Origin of the sequence: Clostridium sp. LIBA-8841, from assembly GCF_034439435.1 — a bacterium.
Classification (GTDB): Bacteria; Bacillota; Clostridia; order Clostridiales; family Clostridiaceae; genus Sarcina.
Map to the genome: position 1 here is coordinate 1,230,749 of NZ_JAPCKJ010000001.1, position 19,071 is coordinate 1,249,819.

At 30.0% G+C, this 19,071-nt stretch carries 20 protein-coding genes; all 20 read right to left on the reverse strand.

Going from position 1 to position 19,071, the window contains the following annotated elements; genetic code table 11:
- Positions 1-73: 73 nt before the first annotated feature.
- On the reverse strand, positions 74-1,339 hold the full coding sequence (murA, locus tag OIF33_RS05410) for a UDP-N-acetylglucosamine 1-carboxyvinyltransferase (protein WP_322503190.1): 1,266 nt from the start codon (positions 1,337-1,339) through the stop codon (positions 74-76).
- 22 nt (positions 1,340-1,361) lie between these two features.
- Complete coding sequence (locus OIF33_RS05415; protein ID WP_322503191.1) at positions 1,362-2,006, reverse strand: hypothetical protein; 645 nt, start codon at positions 2,004-2,006, stop codon at positions 1,362-1,364.
- Between the two features lie 169 nt (positions 2,007-2,175).
- The gene (locus OIF33_RS05420) at positions 2,176-2,577 is read right to left on the reverse strand and encodes a F0F1 ATP synthase subunit epsilon (RefSeq protein WP_322503192.1); all 402 of its coding nucleotides are present in this window, start codon (positions 2,575-2,577) and stop codon (positions 2,176-2,178) included.
- A 15-nt stretch (positions 2,578-2,592) separates the two neighbouring features.
- On the reverse strand, positions 2,593-3,990 hold the full coding sequence (atpD, locus tag OIF33_RS05425; protein WP_322503193.1) for a F0F1 ATP synthase subunit beta: 1,398 nt from the start codon (positions 3,988-3,990) through the stop codon (positions 2,593-2,595).
- Positions 3,991-4,003: 13 nt separating this feature from the next.
- The gene (atpG, locus tag OIF33_RS05430; RefSeq protein WP_322503194.1) at positions 4,004-4,855 is read right to left on the reverse strand and encodes an ATP synthase F1 subunit gamma; all 852 of its coding nucleotides are present in this window, start codon (positions 4,853-4,855) and stop codon (positions 4,004-4,006) included.
- A gap of 64 nt (positions 4,856-4,919) precedes the next feature.
- Positions 4,920-6,428 carry a F0F1 ATP synthase subunit alpha gene (gene atpA, locus OIF33_RS05435; protein WP_322503195.1) on the reverse strand — a complete coding sequence of 503 codons (1,509 nt, stop codon included), beginning with the start codon at positions 6,426-6,428 and terminating at the stop codon, positions 4,920-4,922.
- Positions 6,429-6,438: 10 nt separating this feature from the next.
- Positions 6,439-6,978: a F0F1 ATP synthase subunit delta gene (locus OIF33_RS05440; protein WP_322503196.1), complete on the reverse strand. Its 540-nt coding sequence runs from the start codon at positions 6,976-6,978 to the stop codon at positions 6,439-6,441.
- 2 nt (positions 6,979-6,980) lie between these two features.
- The gene (locus OIF33_RS05445) at positions 6,981-7,460 is read right to left on the reverse strand and encodes a F0F1 ATP synthase subunit B (RefSeq protein WP_322503197.1); all 480 of its coding nucleotides are present in this window, start codon (positions 7,458-7,460) and stop codon (positions 6,981-6,983) included.
- Between the two features lie 100 nt (positions 7,461-7,560).
- The gene (gene atpE / locus OIF33_RS05450; RefSeq protein WP_011592986.1) at positions 7,561-7,779 is read right to left on the reverse strand and encodes an ATP synthase F0 subunit C; all 219 of its coding nucleotides are present in this window, start codon (positions 7,777-7,779) and stop codon (positions 7,561-7,563) included.
- Positions 7,780-7,840: 61 nt separating this feature from the next.
- Entirely contained in the window at positions 7,841-8,515 is a 675-nt protein-coding gene (locus OIF33_RS05455; RefSeq protein ID WP_322503198.1) for a F0F1 ATP synthase subunit A, read from the reverse strand.
- A 51-nt stretch (positions 8,516-8,566) separates the two neighbouring features.
- Positions 8,567-8,935, reverse strand: a complete 369-nt coding sequence (locus OIF33_RS05460) for an ATP synthase subunit I (RefSeq protein WP_322503199.1) — start codon at positions 8,933-8,935, stop codon at positions 8,567-8,569.
- A gap of 686 nt (positions 8,936-9,621) precedes the next feature.
- Positions 9,622-10,800 (reverse strand): acetyl-CoA C-acetyltransferase, encoded by a 1,179-nt coding sequence (locus tag OIF33_RS05465; RefSeq protein ID WP_322503200.1) that lies wholly within the window; start codon positions 10,798-10,800, stop codon positions 9,622-9,624.
- 266 nt (positions 10,801-11,066) lie between these two features.
- Positions 11,067-12,221, reverse strand: a complete 1,155-nt coding sequence (gene wecB, locus OIF33_RS05470; protein WP_322503201.1) for a non-hydrolyzing UDP-N-acetylglucosamine 2-epimerase — start codon at positions 12,219-12,221, stop codon at positions 11,067-11,069.
- A 64-nt stretch (positions 12,222-12,285) separates the two neighbouring features.
- Positions 12,286-12,915: a uracil phosphoribosyltransferase gene (upp, locus tag OIF33_RS05475; protein ID WP_322503202.1), complete on the reverse strand. Its 630-nt coding sequence runs from the start codon at positions 12,913-12,915 to the stop codon at positions 12,286-12,288.
- Positions 12,916-12,960: 45 nt separating this feature from the next.
- Entirely contained in the window at positions 12,961-13,410 is a 450-nt protein-coding gene (gene rpiB, locus OIF33_RS05480; RefSeq protein WP_322503203.1) for a ribose 5-phosphate isomerase B, read from the reverse strand.
- Between the two features lie 266 nt (positions 13,411-13,676).
- Complete coding sequence (locus OIF33_RS05485; protein WP_322503204.1) at positions 13,677-14,729, reverse strand: L-threonylcarbamoyladenylate synthase; 1,053 nt, start codon at positions 14,727-14,729, stop codon at positions 13,677-13,679.
- A gap of 22 nt (positions 14,730-14,751) precedes the next feature.
- Positions 14,752-15,342, reverse strand: coding sequence for a hypothetical protein (locus OIF33_RS05490; RefSeq protein WP_322503205.1), 591 nt, complete (start codon positions 15,340-15,342; stop codon positions 14,752-14,754).
- A 78-nt stretch (positions 15,343-15,420) separates the two neighbouring features.
- A complete protein-coding gene (prfA, locus tag OIF33_RS05495; protein WP_322503206.1) occupies positions 15,421-16,503 on the reverse strand; it encodes a peptide chain release factor 1 in 1,083 nt (360 codons plus the stop codon).
- Between the two features lie 56 nt (positions 16,504-16,559).
- Positions 16,560-18,323, reverse strand: coding sequence for a peptide chain release factor N(5)-glutamine methyltransferase (gene prmC, locus OIF33_RS05500; RefSeq protein WP_322503207.1), 1,764 nt, complete (start codon positions 18,321-18,323; stop codon positions 16,560-16,562).
- A 25-nt stretch (positions 18,324-18,348) separates the two neighbouring features.
- On the reverse strand, positions 18,349-18,948 hold the full coding sequence (locus OIF33_RS05505; protein ID WP_322503208.1) for a thymidine kinase: 600 nt from the start codon (positions 18,946-18,948) through the stop codon (positions 18,349-18,351).
- Between the last annotated feature and the right edge of the window lie 123 nt (positions 18,949-19,071).

Sequence of the window (19,071 nt, forward strand, 5' to 3'; positions counted from 1 at the left end):
CTAAGTATCTTGAAACTCGAACTCATATTAAAATTATTTAAAAACAAAAAAATCAACAGCATATGCTGTTGATTTAAACTCTATTTATGTCAGCGCCTAACGCTCTGAACTTATTTTCTATTTCAACATAACCTCTATCTATATGGTGTATATCAGTAACTATTGTTTCTCCCTTTGCTATAAGTCCAGCTAAAACCAAAGCTGCTCCTGCTCTTAAATCTGTTGCCTTCACTTCACACCCTGTAAGATTATCTACACCATCAATTAAAGCAGTTCTTCCTTCTACTTGTATATTTGCACCCATACGTCTTAATTCATCAACATTCATGAATCTATTTTCAAAAACACTTTCTGTTATAATACTACTACCCTTTGCTATACTCAATAAACTCATCATTTGTGATTGCATATCAGTAGGATACCCTGGATACGGCATTGTCTTTATATTAATTGGTTTTATCTCTTTATTTCCTCTTACTATTATACTATTCGGCTCATTATCAATTTTAAAGAATTCTGTTCCCACTTCTCTTAATTTAGAAATTGTGGCTGCACAGTGGTCTGAATTAACACCATTCAATTTTATTTCTGAACCTGTTATTGCTGCTGCAACCATAAATGTACCTGCTTCTATTCTATCATATATAGGAGTATATTCTGTTGAAGTTAAAGATTCTACACCATCTATTACTATTTCTCCTGGTTTTTCAGTATAAATTTTTGCTCCCATAGAATTTAAAAATTTAATTAAATCAATTATTTCTGGTTCTTGAGCAGCATTTTCAATCACTGTAGTACCTTTAGCCATAGTTGCTGCCATCATTATATTCTCTGTTGCACCAACAGAAGGAAAGTCTAAATATACTTTATTTCCAAATAACTTTTTAGCTTGAATACATACAAATCCATTACCACAATTTTTATCTTCTGCACCTAAAGCTCTAAGACCCTTTAAATGCAATTCTATTGGTCTTGAACCAATATTACATCCACCTGGTCTAGCTAATTTAAATTCTCCATATTTAGTTATCATTGGCCCCATTATAAGAAATGAAGCTCTCATTTTTTTTACTAAATTCTCATTTGGGATTAAAGGTTCTCTTTGCAATGGTGGTACAATTAATTTATTATTTTTCTTATCTATATTTAATTCATAACCTAATTGTTCCATAACATCACAAATAGTAAACACATCTTCTAACATTGGTAATTCATTTATAGTTATAATATCATTAGCTAATATAGATCCTGCAATTATTGGTAAAACTGAATTTTTAGCTGTACTAATTTTTACTTCTCCATTTAATTTTTTTCCACCTTTTACTACTATTTTATCCATATTATCCTCCATTAAAATTATTTTAATATGTTGTGAATATAATAGGAGTGCCTAAAATCAACTTCCTATCTTCCTCATATGTCATAATGGAGTAATTAAACTGATAATCACTCTTAAGATTAATTATTCCTGTAGTTCCATTCTCTAAATTTATACTTTGTGATTCTATTACATGCTTCTTACCAATTGATTCTATAATTTTTTTTTCAATTTCATCTATATTATTATTTTCTCTAATATTACCTTTTATATAAGTGTAATATTTTATATTTGATATGTTTTTATTATGAATAACTTGAAAATATTCCTTAATATAATTAAAATCAATTCTATATCTAGAAAATATTTCTATTTGAACTCTATTTTTCCCATTTTCTTTTATCAAACTAATATTTAATTTAATTTCATCACTAGAATTCTCTAAATATAAACCACCTTCACTTTCTTCTACAATACTGAAATCTTTAATTTTAAGAGAATTATATAAATTATTCAATTCTTTATTGATACTTTCATTAGTTAGATATTCTATTTTTATTCCATACTCTTCTATATCACAAAGTTCTTCTGATACTTTAGTATAAACCTCATTTTCTAAATTGCTAATGCTTGGACAAAAAATAAAAGAGAAACAAAATAATACCATTGTAAAAATATTTTTATTCATCACTATCCCACCTTTCTTCTTAATTATTGTCAGGGATAGCTTTTTTATACAATAATTGCCTTTCATATTATCAATATATTAAAATCACCTGAAAAAGTTCTATTAAATTACATAAAAACATTTGTTATACCAAAAAAAAGCATACAGTTTCCTGTATGCTTTAAATAATCTACATTTCTTTTAACTTTAATCTAGACATAGCTCTTGCTAAGGCTAACTTAGCTCTTTTTACATCTGTCTCATCAGCAATTTTTTTTAATCTTTCTTCTGCTCTTTGCTTAGCCTCCATAGCTCTCGCTTGATCTATTTCTTCTGGCCATTCTGCAGAATTTACACAAAATGTAACTTCATTATCTTGAACCTTCATTAATCCTGTTGAAGTAAATAAGTACTTACTTTCACCATTTTCATCATCTACTCTTGTAACTGTTGGAGTAGTAGCTGTTATATAAGGTTGGTGACCAGCTAATATTTCAAACTCACCAAGAGCATTTTTACATAAAACTCTTGTAACCTCACCTGAAATAAGAACTCTTTCTGGTGTTGTTATAGTTAAATTGAATTTACTCATCTTTATTCACCCCTTTTATTGGGCTATTTCTCTAGCTTTTTCTAGTACTTCATCTATTGATCCAACAAATAAGAAAGCTGATTCTGGAACATTATCGTATCTACCTTCTAATATTTCTTTGAACCCTCTTATAGTTTCTTTTATTGGAACATATCTACCTTGCATTCCAGTGAATTGTTCTGCTACTGTGAATGGTTGTGATAAGAATTTTTGTATTCTTCTTGCTCTAGCAACAATAAGTTTATCTTCGTCAGCAAGTTCATCAACCCCAAGGATAGCGATTATATCTTGAAGTTCTTTATATCTTTCTAATATATGTTTAACTTTTGAAGCAACTTCATAATGCTCTTCTCCAACAATTCTTGGATCTAGTATTCTTGATGAAGAATCTAGTGGATCAACAGCTGGATAAATACCTATCTCAGCTATACTTCTTGATAAAACTGTCTTAGCATCAAGATGGTTGAATGTTGTAGCTGGAGCTGGGTCAGTTAAGTCATCAGCAGGTACATATACTGCTTGAACTGATGTAATTGATCCATGAGTAGTTGATGTAATTCTCTCTTGAAGAGCACCCATCTCTGTAGCAAGTGTTGGTTGGTAACCAACAGCTGATGGTATTCTTCCTAATAAAGCTGAAACCTCTGATCCAGCTTGTGAGAATCTAAATATATTATCTATGAATAATAACACGTCTTGACCTTGATCTCTGAAGTACTCAGCCATTGTAAGTCCTGTTAACGCAACTCTCATTCTTGCTCCAGGTGGTTCGTTCATTTGTCCAAATACTAGTGCAGTATTTTTTATAACTCCTGATTCCTTCATTTCGTAGTAAAGGTCATTACCTTCTCTTGATCTTTCTCCAACTCCTGTAAATACAGAAATTCCACCGTGCTCTTTAGCTATATTGTTAATAAGCTCTTGGATAAGAACTGTTTTACCAACACCGGCTCCTCCGAATAGACCGATTTTACCCCCTCTTTGGTAAGGTGCTAAAAGGTCTATAACCTTTATTCCAGTTTCAAACATTTCAGGAACAACTGATTGCTCTTCAAATGATGGAGCTGGTCTATGAATTGGATATTTTTCTTCATTATTAACTTCTGCTCCACTATCTAGTGGTTTACCTAATACGTTAAATATTCTTCCTAATACGCATCCACCAACGGGTACTGATATAGGTGCTCCAGTGTCAACAGCTTCTATACCTCTTCTTAATCCTTCAGTAGCTTCCATAGCTATAGTTCTAACTATGTCATCTCCTACGTGTTGCTCTACCTCACAAACTAAGATTTTTCCATCGTCCATTTTTATGTGTATTGCATTAAATATATTAGGAAGTTCATCATTTGCAAACTTTATATCTACAACTGGTCCAATAACCTGAACTACTTTACCTATATTATTAGACATTTTGAGTACCTCCTTATTTTTGTGCTTCTGCTCCACCAACAATCTCTGATATCTCTTGAGTTATGATACTTTGTCTTATTCTATTGTACTTAGCATCTAATGAGTTTAATAAATCATCGGCGTTTTTAGTTGCTCCGTCCATTGCCTGCATTCTAGCACTTTGTTCACTAGTTTTTGAATTAAACATAGCATTCATGAATTTACCTTTTAAATATGATGAAACTAATGAATCTATTATTTCATCCTCATCTGGTTCAATTAAAAAAGAAACCTTTCCTTTTTCTCCAGTTAAATCTAAAGGTAATAATCTCTCTTCAACAACCTCTTGTTTAACAGGTGAAAAGAATTTAGTATAAACTAAATTTACTTCTCCAAAGTTTCCATCAGTAAATTCTTTAACAGCTTTATTTACTACAGTTGATGCATCACCAATATTCGGTGTATCTCCTAAATCAACATATTCTGCTAAAGTAGAAATCCTATTTTTCTTAACATAATGGATACCTTTTTTCCCCACTACTATTGCTTCTATATTTTCAATATTATCTTCATACTTATCTCTTACAAAAGCAGCAGTATTACCATTAAATCCACCACATAATCCTGAATCTGATGCTAATAATATTATTAACTTTTTAGGATTATCATTGGATTTAAGTAAAGGATTATTATTGCTATTTAATGATCCGATTAATTCTCTAGCAATTTCATCTAGACTTCCAAAATATTGATTATTTTCATTTAACTTTTGTCTAGCTTTTCTTAACTTAGAAGTGGCAACAAGTCCCATAGCTTTTGTTATTTTTCTTGTGTTTTTGATACTTTTTATTCTTCTTTTAATTTCTAAAAGTCCTGCACCTGCCATTTAAGCTCCACCTCCATTCTTAAAAATGTGGGCATAGCTTTAATTAAAAAGCTATGCTCTTATTTTATATTAAGAATATTTTTTTAAATTCTACTATAGCGCTTTCTAAAGCAGATTTTAATTCATCGTCTAAAACTTTCTTATCTAATATAGCTTTACCAATTTCTCTATGATGAGTATCCATATATTCTAAGAATTCTTTTTCAAATCTCTTAATATCTGAAACCTTAATATCTAATAAGAAATTGTTAACTGCAGCATATATTATCATAATTTGTTTTTCAACTGCCATTGGCTTATATTGGTCTTGTTTTAATATCTCAATAATTCTCTTACCTTTTTCAAGTCTTGCTTGAGTATCCCTATCAAGGTCAGAACCGAATTGAGCGAATGATGCTAACTCTCTATATTGAGCAAGTTCTAGTCTTAATGTACCAGAAACTTGTTTCATTGCTTTTATTTGAGCATTTCCTCCAACCCTTGAAACTGATATACCCGGGTTAACAGCTGGTCTTTGTCCTGCGTTGAATAACTCAGTTTCTAAGAATATTTGTCCGTCTGTTATTGATATAACGTTAGTTGGGATATATGCTGTTACGTCTCCTGCTAATGTTTCTATTATTGGAAGCGCTGTTAATGAGCCTCCACCATTTTCTTTTGATAACTTAGCAGCTCTTTCAAGTAATCTTGAATGTATGTAGAATACATCACCTGGATAAGCTTCTCTTCCTGGTGGTCTTCTAATTAATAATGACATTGTTCTATAAGCAACTGCGTGCTTACTTAAGTCATCATACACTATTAATACAGATTTACCTTTGTTCATGAAATATTCACCCATTGTACAGCCTGCATATGGTGCAATATATTGTAATGGAGCTGATTCTGATGCTGATGCAGTTACAACTATTGAATAGTCCATAGCTCCTTCTTCAGTTAAAGTGTTAACTATATTAGCTACTGTTGATTGTTTTTGTCCAATAGCAACATATATACATATAACGTCTTTACCTTTTTGGTTAATTATAGTATCTATAGCTATAGCAGTTTTACCTGTTTGTCTATCTCCTATAATTAATTCCCTTTGTCCTCTACCTATTGGTATCATTGAGTCAATCGCTTTAATACCTGTTTGTAGAGGCTCATTAACAGAACTTCTTTCTAATATACCTGGTGCTGGTATTTCTATAGCTCTGTAACCATCATTTTTGATAGGACCTTTTCCGTCTATAGGTTGACCTAGTGAATTAACAACTCTACCTACTAGATCCTCTCCTACTGGTACTTCAACTATTTTTCCAGTTCTTTTAACGATGTCTCCTTCTTTTATACCTTCTTCTGATCCTAAAAGAACGCAACCAACGTTATCCTGCTCTAAGTTAAGAGCCATACCGAAAACTTGATTAGGGAATTCTAGAAGTTCACCTTCCATACATTCTTCTAATCCGTAAACTCTGGCAACTCCGTCACCTATCTGTATGATAGTACCAGAATCAACAGTTTCTAGCTCTTTTTCATAGTGTTTTATTTCATTCTTGATTATAGAAGTTATTTCTTCTGGTTTAATATGCATAGACTCACCTCTATTCTCTCTTAAGCATTATAAGTTTCATATCATCAAGTCTAGATTTAACAGTACCATCTATAACATCATCGCCAACTCTAACATAAAGTCCACCAATGATACTCTTATCTATATCTTGCTTTAATAATATTTTCTTTGAATATTTATTTTCTAACTTTTCTACAAGTCTTTTAACTTCATCTTCTGTTAGTGGAACAACACTTTTAACCTCAGCTAATAAAGTATTGTTTCTTTCTAGATGAATTTTTTCCATTTCTTTTAATTTTTCTTTTAGGTAAAGTATTCTATCTTTTTCTATAAGAACCATTAAGAATGAAAGTAACTCTTCATCTATTTTTCCTTCAAATATATTTTTGAAAGTTTTCTTCTTTCTTACAGTACTTATTTGAGGATGCTTTATTATTTCATAAAGCTCTGTATTACCATAAACTATGTCACAAATTTCTCTCAAATCATTTAAGTACTCTTCAACTTTGTTCTTTTCTTCAGCAACTTCGTATAGAGCTAAGGCATATCTTCGATCTAAATATTCGTACATAATTAGATACCTACCTTTTCAATAAAGTCATTTATTAAATCTCTATGTTTAGCTTCATCGATAGATTCTCCAAGTGCTTTCTCTGAAAGCATTACAGAAATATCAACTACTTGTTGCTTTAATTCATATCTCGCTTTTTCTTCTTCTCTTTGAATTTCAATATTAGCTCTATTTAATATAGCCTCAGCTTCTCTATGAGCATCATCAACTATTTCTTTATAAATTCTGTCAGCTTCTTTTTTCTGTTCTTCTCTAAGCTTTCTGCCTTCTTCCTTCGCAGATTTAAGAATTCTTTCATTATCTAATCTTAATCTTCTTGCTTTTTCTGCATCTTCATCAGCTTTTAAGATTGTTTCATCTATAGCCTCTTGTCTTGCGTCGATGGCTCTCTTGATTTTGTCCCAGAAAAAATGTTTTAGTATAAGAATTAAGATTATAAAGTTAATGATTGTAGCTAATATTCTCATAAAATTTAATTCCATATATCAATCACAGCCTCCCTTCGGAGTCAATTATATTAACTCTATTATCTTCATTTATTAATTACTACAAGTTCTTAATAAAAAGTTACGCAATTTGATATTAAACAACGAATAATAAGATTATTGAAATTACTAAACCATATATAGCTGTTGCTTCTGAAAGACCAGCTCCCATGATGAATAAACTTTGAATTTTATCTGATGCTTCTGGTTGTCTTGCAGTTGCTTCTATTGCTCCTGCTGTTGCAATCCCTATACCTATTCCGGCTCCTATACCTGCTAATACAGCTATACCTGCTGCTAATAACTTCATATCCATTAAAAATTCCTCCTTTTTTAAATCAAACTAAAGTTATTTTGATTTGTTCCTCTAATTTTTCTTAGTGATCTGCTAACATTTTAATGTTTACCATTGTTAACATTGTAAATACTATCATTTGTATTGTTCCATCAAATACATCGAAGAAACCATGTGCTAGTATTGGCACACCTATTTGTGCAATCCATCCTATATGAGCTAGACCTGAGTACATTAAGTCTATTAATAGAGTGGCTGCTAACATATTACCAAATAAACGTAGTGCAAGAGATACTGGGAAAATTATTCTCTCCATTATATTTAAAGGTAACATTACTGGATATGGCTTGAAATATCCTTTGATATATCCTCCAAGATGACATTTACGTAATGCATTAGCATGAACAACAACAAAGGAAGTAATTGTTAATGCCACTGCAACACTTAAATCCTGAGTTGGAGGTGCAAGCCCTATTAATCCATAAAGGTTTAAGACAAGTAGGAATACTGCTAATGTTCCTATATAAGGTACAAAACCAATATAACTTTCCCCCATGTTACTCTTTACCAAGTTATAAACTGTTTGATAAACTGACTCTAAAACAACTTGTAACTTGCCTGGTTTATTTTTAAGGTTTCTAGTTGATACTATAGCAAATATTGTTATAACAAGCATTGCTGCCCATTGAAAAATAATTGTACTACTAATTGTCAAACTACCAACCTTAACTGTAAACATTGGTGCAAAGATATCCACGGAATCACTCCCTTTCTATCTTAGTATTAATTTATATATGTATATAAATATTTATTTATTTTGTGATAAGGCCTTATTCTTTTTGGTATAAATAAATATTGATATCTGATGTGAAATAAATCCAATTAGATAAAATGCTAACTCTTTAACATTTCTCATAAATACTAGTGTAAATAAAAGAATTAGAATCATTCTTAATACAAAGCTTATTTGAATTTTTAAAGCTCCTCTTCTTTTATTTATGACCTTGTGGATTACAATTGCATTAACCGTAAAATTAATTGTAGCAACTATACTTCCAACTAAAAAAGCCACCCCAAATTTAAAATTAACTAAACTAATTACTAGGGTTGCTATTATCGTCAATAAAATATTAGTTTTCATTACTGAAAAAACTAAATCTTTGATTTTAGCGTTCACGTATAACCTCCATAGTTCCGCAATGTTACTTTACTAATTATATTCCTGAATTTAATATTAATAAAATTTAAATTTTGCTTGAATTTATTAATATTCTGATATTTTAAAGTACTTTTAAGCATTTCCTTCATTTTTACTCTCAAAAACTCTCATTTACTCTTTTTTCAATTATTTTTGAATGCTTTTGAATATACTATTTCATTTTTCTGAATTTTTTAATTATTATTCATTATCTTGAGTTAAATTTCGATTACTATTTTCGATTTTGAAATCCTTTTTTAAAAGTTTTTATTATAAAATCGTATATTTTATCACCTTTTTTATCAAAAAAGTTTCAAACCACTATTTAGAATAAAATATACAACTTAAAAGGTTTTGAATAACCTTTTTAATATTTATTCACATTTTTTTTGATTTTTTTTTAAAATCCTTATTTTTTTTAATATTTTCGGAACCTTAATCCTATTTTTTTCTATTCTTTATTCTATTATTCATACTTTTTATATAAAATCTAAATAAAATATATATTTTATAATATGAATTTTTATTATTACTTTTGTGCATATTTTTTTAATATATTCTTTATATTAAGATGATAAAATGTATAAATTTAATTTTTAAAATAAAAAGATGCTATCCTATTAAATGGATAGCATCTAAAAATATATATAATAATGGTAAACTTATTATCTTTCTACGATTAAAGCTGTTCCCATTCCTCCACCTATGCAAAGTGTTGCTAAGCCTGTTTTAGCATCTCTTTTCATCATTTCATGAAGTAATGTAACTAATATTCTAGCTCCTGAAGCTCCTACTGGATGTCCTAAAGCTATAGCTCCACCATTTACGTTAACTTTGCTCATATCAAAATCTAAATCTTTAGCTACTGCTAAGCTTTGAGCAGCGAAAGCTTCGTTTGCTTCTATTAAATCAAGATCTGAAACTGTTAATCCAGTTCCTTCTAATGCCTTTTTAGTAGCATAAAATGGTCCATATCCCATGATTGAAGGATCTAATCCTTTTGAACCATAAGAAACTATTTTACAGATTGGAGTTACTCCTAATTCTTTTGCTTTTTCAGCACTCATAACTACTAAAGCAGCGGCACCATCATTTATACCTGATGCATTACCAGCTGTAACTGTACCATCTTTTTTGAATGCTGGTCTTAATTTCCCTAATTTTTCAGCAGTTGATCCAAATCTTGGGAACTCATCAGTATCAAATACTATTGGATCACCTTTTCTTTGTGGAATTACTACTGGTACTATTTCATCTTTGAATTTTCCAGCTTTTATAGCTGCTTCTGCTTTAATTTGAGAATTTGCAGCAAATTCATCTTGCATTTCTCTAGTTAATCCCCATTGATCTGCTATATTTTCAGCAGTTATACCCATATGGTATCCATTAAATGCATCTGTTAATGCATCATTAACCATGGCATCTATCATCTTGCCATCGCCCATTCTTTGACCAAATCTTGCAGTTTTTAAAACATATGGTCCTTGTGACATGTTTTCCATACCACCAGCTACTACTACATCAGCATCTCCTGCTTTTATCATTTGAGCAGCTAAAGCCACACATCTTAAACCTGAACCACAAACTTTATTTATTGTCATTGCAGGAACTTCAACTGGTAAACCAGCTTTTACCGCTGCTTGTCTTGCTGGGTTTTGTCCTAATCCTGCTTGGATTACATTACCCATTAAAACTTCATCAACACATTCTGGTTTTACACCAACTTTATTTAAAGCTTCTTTAATAACTAAAGCTCCTAAATCTACAGCAGGAACATCTTTTAATGAACCTCCAAATGATCCTAATGCTGTTCTTACTGCACTTGCAATAACTACCTCTCTCATATCAAAAACCTCCCATTTAGGTAAAAATTTATCAAAAATATATGTTTTTTCTAACCAATTTAATTATAACCATAAATTTACTAGCTTTCAATATATTTTGTTAAATTTTAAACAATCTTTTTTATTATTTTTTGCTTTTTATAAAAAAAGACAGATATTTTAGCTTCATTATAGAAATATACCATTAAAATTTCTATATTATTCTAAATATCTGTCTATTCATCCCAATTATTCAAATTATATTTATCAAACTTTTTAACAAAGTCTTATTTGCTTACAAATTCTTCTACAGATTCATCACTTTTTCCAAAGTAGTTTAAGATAGCTTTTACTATTCTTTCTGAAGCTTTACCATCTCCATATGGATTTATAGCTTTACTCATTTCTGCGTAAGCTTTTTCATCATTTATAAGTGAATTAGCTTCTTCTAAGATTTTTTCTACATCAGTACCAACTAACTTAACAGTTCCTGAAGCAACAGCCTCTGGTCTTTCTGTTACATCTCTTAAAACTAATACTGGTTTTCCTAAGTGAGGAGCTTCCTCTTGTAATCCACCTGAATCAGTCATAACCATGAAGCATTTATTCATTAAGTTATGAGTTTCTTTTGTATCAAGTGGTGGTAAAAGATGTACTCTTTCTTTTCCATCAAGATTTTTATAAACAACATCTTTTACAACTGGATTTAAGTGAACAAGGTAAACTAATTCAACATCTTTATTATCTTCAACTATTTTGTTTAAAGCTGTACAGATGTTTTCTATACCTTCTCCCCAGTTTTCTCTTCTATGAGCAGTTATCATGATAACTTTTTTGTTTTGGAAATCTATGTTGTTTAATTCTTCATTTTCAAACACATAATTTTCTTCAACAGTATGTTCCATAGCATCGATTACAGTATTACCTGTAACTTTTATGTCATTTTCATTTATTCCTTCTCTCAAAAGGTTAGCTTTTGAACCTTTAGTAGGAGCAAAATGTAAATCAGCTAAAGCACCTGTTAATTTTCTATTCATTTCCTCTGGGAATGGGAAATATTTATCAAAAGTTCTAAGTCCAGCCTCAACATGCCCAACTCTTATTTGTTGATAGAAAGCTGCTAATCCACCAGCAAAAGTTGTAGTTGTATCTCCATGTACAAGTATCATATCTGGTTTTTCTTCAGTGAATACTTTTTCTAATCCCTCTAAAACTCTATTTGTTATTCCAGTAAGAGTTTGACGAGTTTTCATTATATCTAGATCAAAGTCAGGTTTTATATCAAATAGTTCTAAAACTTGGTCTAACATTTCTCTATGCTGAGCAGTTACACAAACTTTTGACTCTATTTCTGGTCTTTTCTCTAATTCTTTTACTAGTGGAGCCATTTTTATAGCTTCCGGTCTTGTTCCAAAGATAGTTAAAACTTTTATCTTTTCCATGAATCATTTACCTCCAAAAATAATCAATAGCTACTTATATATTAAGTAGCTATTTAAATTATAACTATTTTGTTCCAAATAGTCTATCTCCTGCATCACCTAATCCAGGAACTATATATCCATGATCATTTAATTTCTCATCAATGCATGCAACATATATATCAACATCTGGATGAGCTTTTTGTACAAATTCTATTCCTTCTGGTGAAGAAATTAAGCACATAAGTCTTATTTGCTTAGCTCCTCTTTTCTTTAAAAGAGTTATAGCATCTGCTGCTGAACCACCTGTAGCTAGCATTGGGTCAACAACGATTATATCTCTTTCTGCTATGTCTTGTGGTAATTTACAGAAGTACTCTACTGGTTGAAGCGTTTCTTCATCTCTATATAGTCCAATGTGACCTACTTTTGCAGCAGGTATAAGTTGTAGCATACCATCTACCATACCTAATCCAGCTCTTAATATTGGAACTATAGCAACTTTTTTACCAGCTAAAACTTTACATTTAGTTTTGCATACTGGAGTTTCTATATCGATTTCTTCCATTGGAAGATTTCTTGTTACTTCATAAGCCATAAGCATAGAAACTTCACTTACTAATTCTCTGAAATCCTTAGAACCTGTATTTTTATCTCTTATGAACGCTAACTTATGTAATATAAGTGGGTGTGTTATTTCTGTTACTTTACTCATTGTATCTTCCTCCTAAAATCTATATATAAAAAATTTTTTGACTAATTATTTTGAATATTTTTTCTCAATTTCAGTTAATTTATCAATTCTAGTTTGGTGTCTTCCACCTTCAAATTCTGAATTTAAGAAAGTATCAACTATATCTAAAGCTAATCCTGGACCTACTACTCTCTCACCCATAGCTAATATATTTGCATTGTTATGTTGTCTTGTTGCATGAGCACTAAATGTGTCTGAACAAAGAGCAGCTCTTATTCCTGGAACTTTATTTGCTGATATTGATATTCCTATACCAGTTCCACAAATTAATATTCCAAATTCAAATTCTTTTGAAGCTACTGCTTCTGCAACTTGTATAGCTATATCTGGATAATCACAAGAATCTGTGCTATATGTACCAAAATCTTTTAACTCAATACCTTTTTCTTCTAAGTGCTTCATCACTATGTTTTTTAAATTAAATCCACCATGATCGCAACCAATTGCTATTTTCATTTCATTAACCTCCATTATACCTGTTTATTTTAAAATATATTATTTTAAAAAAAGTGCTCTTTCAATGACTAATAACACTACTTAAAATAAAAATTTAAATAGTAAGTCAAATAAAAAAGCACTTTTTTTTATTAATTGGAAGAACACTAAATAAAGATATTAAACTTTCAAAAAAAACAAATATAGAATTTTTAAAAAATGTAAATTCAAAACAATTCCTTTTTCTCAAAAGTTTCATTCTTATCTAGCTCCTTCCATATATTTTCTTAAACTATTGTTATATCAAATCCACAGGATTTTTTTAATCTATTCATTATGGCCACACCTAATCCTTTTTCTTCAAAAGCTTCAGTTATTATAATATCCACTCCTAAATCGTCAAAGGCTCTAAGCATTTCAAATAAGTTTTTTGTTACAGAAGTTAAATCTTCTCTAGTTCCTAATGATTTAACTATCCCTTCATCATACATAGAAACAGTTTCATCAGTTGCCATAATTCCGACCTTTAAATCTTCATCTATGTAATTATGCACCATTTCTTTAATTTTTTCAACCATTTTATTTATTGGTCCTTGAACCATTTTAACTTTTGCCTTTGGTGCATAATGTTTATACTTCATTCCTGGGGCTTTAGGTTTTGTATTCTCATCTAAAGTAGTTAATATAGCTTTATCTATATATACACCTTCATCTATACTTTTTAACATTTCTAAAGTTATTCCTCCAGGTCTTAAAACACATAAATGTTCACCTGTCGCATCTACTATAGTTGATTCTACCCCTATTTTACTTTTTTCAGATCCAACTATGAAGTCAACTCTTCCATTTAAGTCTTCTTCACATCTTTCTATATCAGTTGGACTAGGTCTTCCTGATATATTAGCTGATGGTGCTGCAATAGGCACTCCAGATAATTCAATTAATTTTAATGCGATATCATTATCTGGCATCCTTACTCCAACAGTGTCTAATCCTGCTGATGTAATATCTGAAACTATATCTTTTTTCTTTAAGATAATAGTTAGAGGACCTGGCCAATATTTTTCTATTAATTCCTCTGCAAACTTTGGTACCTCAGCAACATATTTATCAATATCTTCTTTTTTTGCTATATGTATTATTAAAGGATTATCTTGAGGTCTTCCCTTTGCCTCAAAAATTTTTTTAACTGCTTCTCCATCTAAAGCATTTGCACCTAAGCCATAAACAGTTTCAGTTGGGAAAGCACCTATTCCACCTGATTTTATAATTTTAGCAGCTTCTTCTAAATGTTTTATATCTTTATCTATATCTTTTATGAATTGTATTTTTGTTTTCATAAAACAATATCACCTTCATCTTTTATAAATTCTTTTGACCTCTAGCAATCTTTATATTTTCAATACTATCACTTGTATAGGTTGCTGTAACACAACTTTTATATATGTCATCTAAAAGCTTAAATTTCTTTAAAGCTCCTCTTTTTATTATTATGTAATACCATTGGCTTCCTTTATTTAATCTAACCATCTTTTTATAGTCATCACTTAACCCTTGGTGAACCTTACAAAAATAATCTCCAATAGGCTTCCCAAATTTACCTTTTCTACCTTTATTAGAAAAGACTATAATTATTTTCATATCCTCTAACTCATTTTCTGTATGAACTAAAACTACCCTGTCACAGTATATGTGTTTATATTTAGATAATACATTAGGTTTTATTCTTAAAATTCCATTTTCACAAGAATACTCTAACCTTATATTATTAAAATTTTTAACCATAACAATAACTATAAAAATTTCTAAAAAGATTAAATAAACTATTAGAAATTCCTTATAAACTTCAAAAAACCAAACTAAAAGAGGTAATAGTATTAGAAGTATTACCATAATAAACATGAATCTTTTATATGATTTTCTTTGTTTTTTTATAGCCTTATCTATATTCATAAGTATATTCCTCTTTAATCAACATATTAAAACCATGTATTTTTAAAGCCTTACATTATTCATGTAAGGCTTTATATATTAAAATTCAGTATTACCCATTGCTTTCATTTTTTGAGCTTGATCTTCAGTGATTAAAGCATTTAATATTTCGTCTATATCACCATCTAAGAAGCTATCTAATTTATATAAAGTCATGTTTATTCTATGGTCAGTTACTCTTCCTTGTGGATAGTTATAAGTTCTTATTCTTTCACTTCTATCTCCAGTACCAACCTGACTCTTTCTATCTTCGGCAATACCAGCTAATCTTTCTGCTTCAGCTTGCTCGAATAATCTTGCTCTTAATACTTTCATAGCTTTTTCTTTATTCTTAAGCTGTGATTTTTCATCTTGACATGAAATAACAATACCTGAAGGTAAGTGAGTTAATCTTACAGCTGAGTCAGTTGTATTAACGCACTGTCCACCATTACCTGATGCTCTAAATACATCTATTTTAATATCTTTATCATTTATTTCTATTTCTACATCGTCAACTTCTGGTAAAACAGCTACTGTAGCAGTTGAAGTATGTATTCTTCCTGAACTTTCTGTATCAGGAACCCTTTGAACTCTATGTGCTCCACTCTCATACTTAAGTTTTGAATAAGCACCTGCTCCTTTTATCATGAATACAACCTCTTTGAAACCTCCAATATCAGTTTCATTTGAACTCATTAATTCAACTTTCCATCTATTCTTTTCAGCGTATTTAGTGTACATTCTGAAAAGGTTAGCTGCAAATAGTGCTGCCTCGTCTCCACCAGCACCACCTCTAATTTCAACAAATACGTTTTTATCATCATTAGGGTCTTTTGGTAATAAAAGAATTTGTATTTCGTCTTCTAATTCTTTTTTTCTTTCTGATAAATCCTTAATTTCAGCATTTATCATTTCTCTCATTTCTTGATCACTTTCTTCTGAAAGCATCTCTTTATTAGCTTCTAAATCTTCTATAGCTTCTTTGTACTCTTTGTACTTATTAACTATAATTTCTAAGTCAGCATGTTCCTTACAAAGTTTTCTCCACTCTTTTTGGTTAGCCATTATTGAAGGATCACTTATCTTGACTGAAAGTTCATCATATTTATTTTCAATAAAATTTAATCTATCAAGTATCATCTATTATCACTCCGTATACAGATTTTCATATTTTACAATTATAACACACTATTATGTTATCTTTCAAGATTTACTCTTCCTATAACACATCTGTCTAAGCCTGCTAAATCTTTAATTACCTTAACATCATAGTATCCTTTTTTAACCATTAAGTTTTTAACATCTTCTCCTTGATCATGTCCAATTTCAAAAGCTAATATACCATCTTGCTTTAATACTTCTAAAGATTCGTTAATAATTCTTCTATAAAATATTAAACCATCCTCTCCCCCATCTAAAGCTAAATGAGGTTCATAATCTTTAACATCCTCCATTAAAGTGTTTATAACTTCCGTTCTTATATATGGTGGATTTGAAACTAAAATATCATACTTGTTTTCTTTTTTTATAACTTCACTTAGAAGATCACTTTTTATAAAATTACATCTTTTTGATAATTCTAGCTCTCTTATATTTTTTCTTGTAACCTTTTCTGGTATATCATCTATATCTATTAAATCTACATTTATATTCTTTCTATAATTAGCTAAAGATAATCCTATAGCCCCACTTCCACAACATAAATCACATACATTTATATTTGCATCTTCATCTACATTGTTTAATACTTCCTCTACAATTATTTCAGTATCCCCTCTTGGAATTAATACTCCCTCTTCTACATAGAAATCTAATCCCATAAACTCACAAGTTCCTAAAATATATTGCATAGGCATTTTTTCTTTTCTTTTCTCTAATAAATTTAAAAAATGTATCTCATCAGATTTTTTAACTTCTTCATTCTTATTAGTAATAAGCCAAATCTTATCTTTTTCAAGAACTTTACCTAATAATAGTTGAGTATCTAATATATATGTATCAATCCCAACTTCTTTTAGAGTTTCATTTCCTAAATTTAATAATTCTCCAACTTTTTTATTTTGTTCTTTCAATCCTTCAGCCCTCCTTAAAGAAGCTATGGCTACTTCAATCTGAGAATCATCTGGTTCTCTTGTAGTTAATTTTTGCAACTGCAAACCTGGTGCTGCTATTATTTTAGCGAAACTTCCCTGTGATTTCCCAAGCCATCTTATAAGTTCATATGTTATTCCTGCTACAACTGGCAACATTGCTACTCTTATAGCCGTTCTTTGAACTACTGAATCCCAATTAGTAAAAGAAAATATAAATATACTTACAATAGCAACTAAAAATAAAAAGTTTGTTCCACACCTAGGATGAAATCTAGGGTATTTTCTTACATTTTCAACTGTAAGTTCATCTTCATTTTCATAGCAAAATATAGTTTTATGTTCTGCTCCATGATATTGGAATACTCGTTCTATATCTTCTAATTTTCCCATTAAGTACATGTATCCTAAAAGCATCCCAATACTTATTAAACCTTCAATAGCACTTAAAGTCCAGGCTGGGAAACTAAGTTTTTTAAGTAAAAAAGTAATTCCCGTTGGTATTGCTACAAAAAGAATTATGGCAAATATAAAAGAAAGCATAATTGTAAGAGTCATTATTACATTATTAGCTTTTTCACCAAATTTATTATTTAACCAATCTTCAAATTTTGAAGGCTCTGTATCATCAAAAAAACTTGCTGAATAATTTAAAGATTTTAAACCTACAATTAAAGATTCTACAAGAGTTACAAATCCTCTTATAAATGGTAGTCCTAAAATTTTATTCTTCTTTGTATATGGTATTGTTTTTTCAAAAGAAACCTCTATATTTCCATCTTGAGTTCTAACCGCTGTAGCTGTTCCTTTTGCGCCCCTCATCATAACGCCTTCTAATACTGCTTGACCGCCAACTTGGCATTTTCTCATAATTTAAACCCTATCCTTTCACTAACTAATTATTAGAATCCTTACCATATTTATAATTGAAATAACATTGTCCACATAATGATTGATATTCTACATTATCAACTAAGTCTATAGCAACTTGCTCTCCTTCAAATGTAAACTTACCATTTATCATTCTTCCATTTAATATAGCTTTTCTTCCACATTTACATATAGTTTTCATTTCTTCAATACTATGTGCTAATAATAAAAGTCTTTCACTTCCTTCAAAGCCATTCATTTGGAAGTCTGTTCTTAATCCGTAACAAATTACTGGAATACCTTTTCCAACTGCAATCTCAAATAATTCATCAATATGATGAGCTTTTAAAAATTGAACCTCATCAACTATTATACAGTCTATTTTTCTCCCCTTCTCAAGTCTTTCATCAATCATCTCTATAATATTATCATTAACATCTATTAAAATATCTACAACTCTCTCAACACCTAATCTTGAAACTACTTTGTCTCCACCTTTTTTATCTGTTGATGGCTTAACTATGATAACTTCCAAACCTCTTTCTTCATAGTTATGTGCCACTTGCATAAGATGTGTAGATTTACCTGAATTCATTGCCCCATATCTAAAATATAATTTGCTCATATTAATTTTAAACTCCTTATCCTCTTATAATATTCTAAATATGATTATAACTTAAATAAGAACGCTTTTAAACTATTGACGATTAAATAACCCCATGATATACTTGTAAATAGTTGTTTAGCA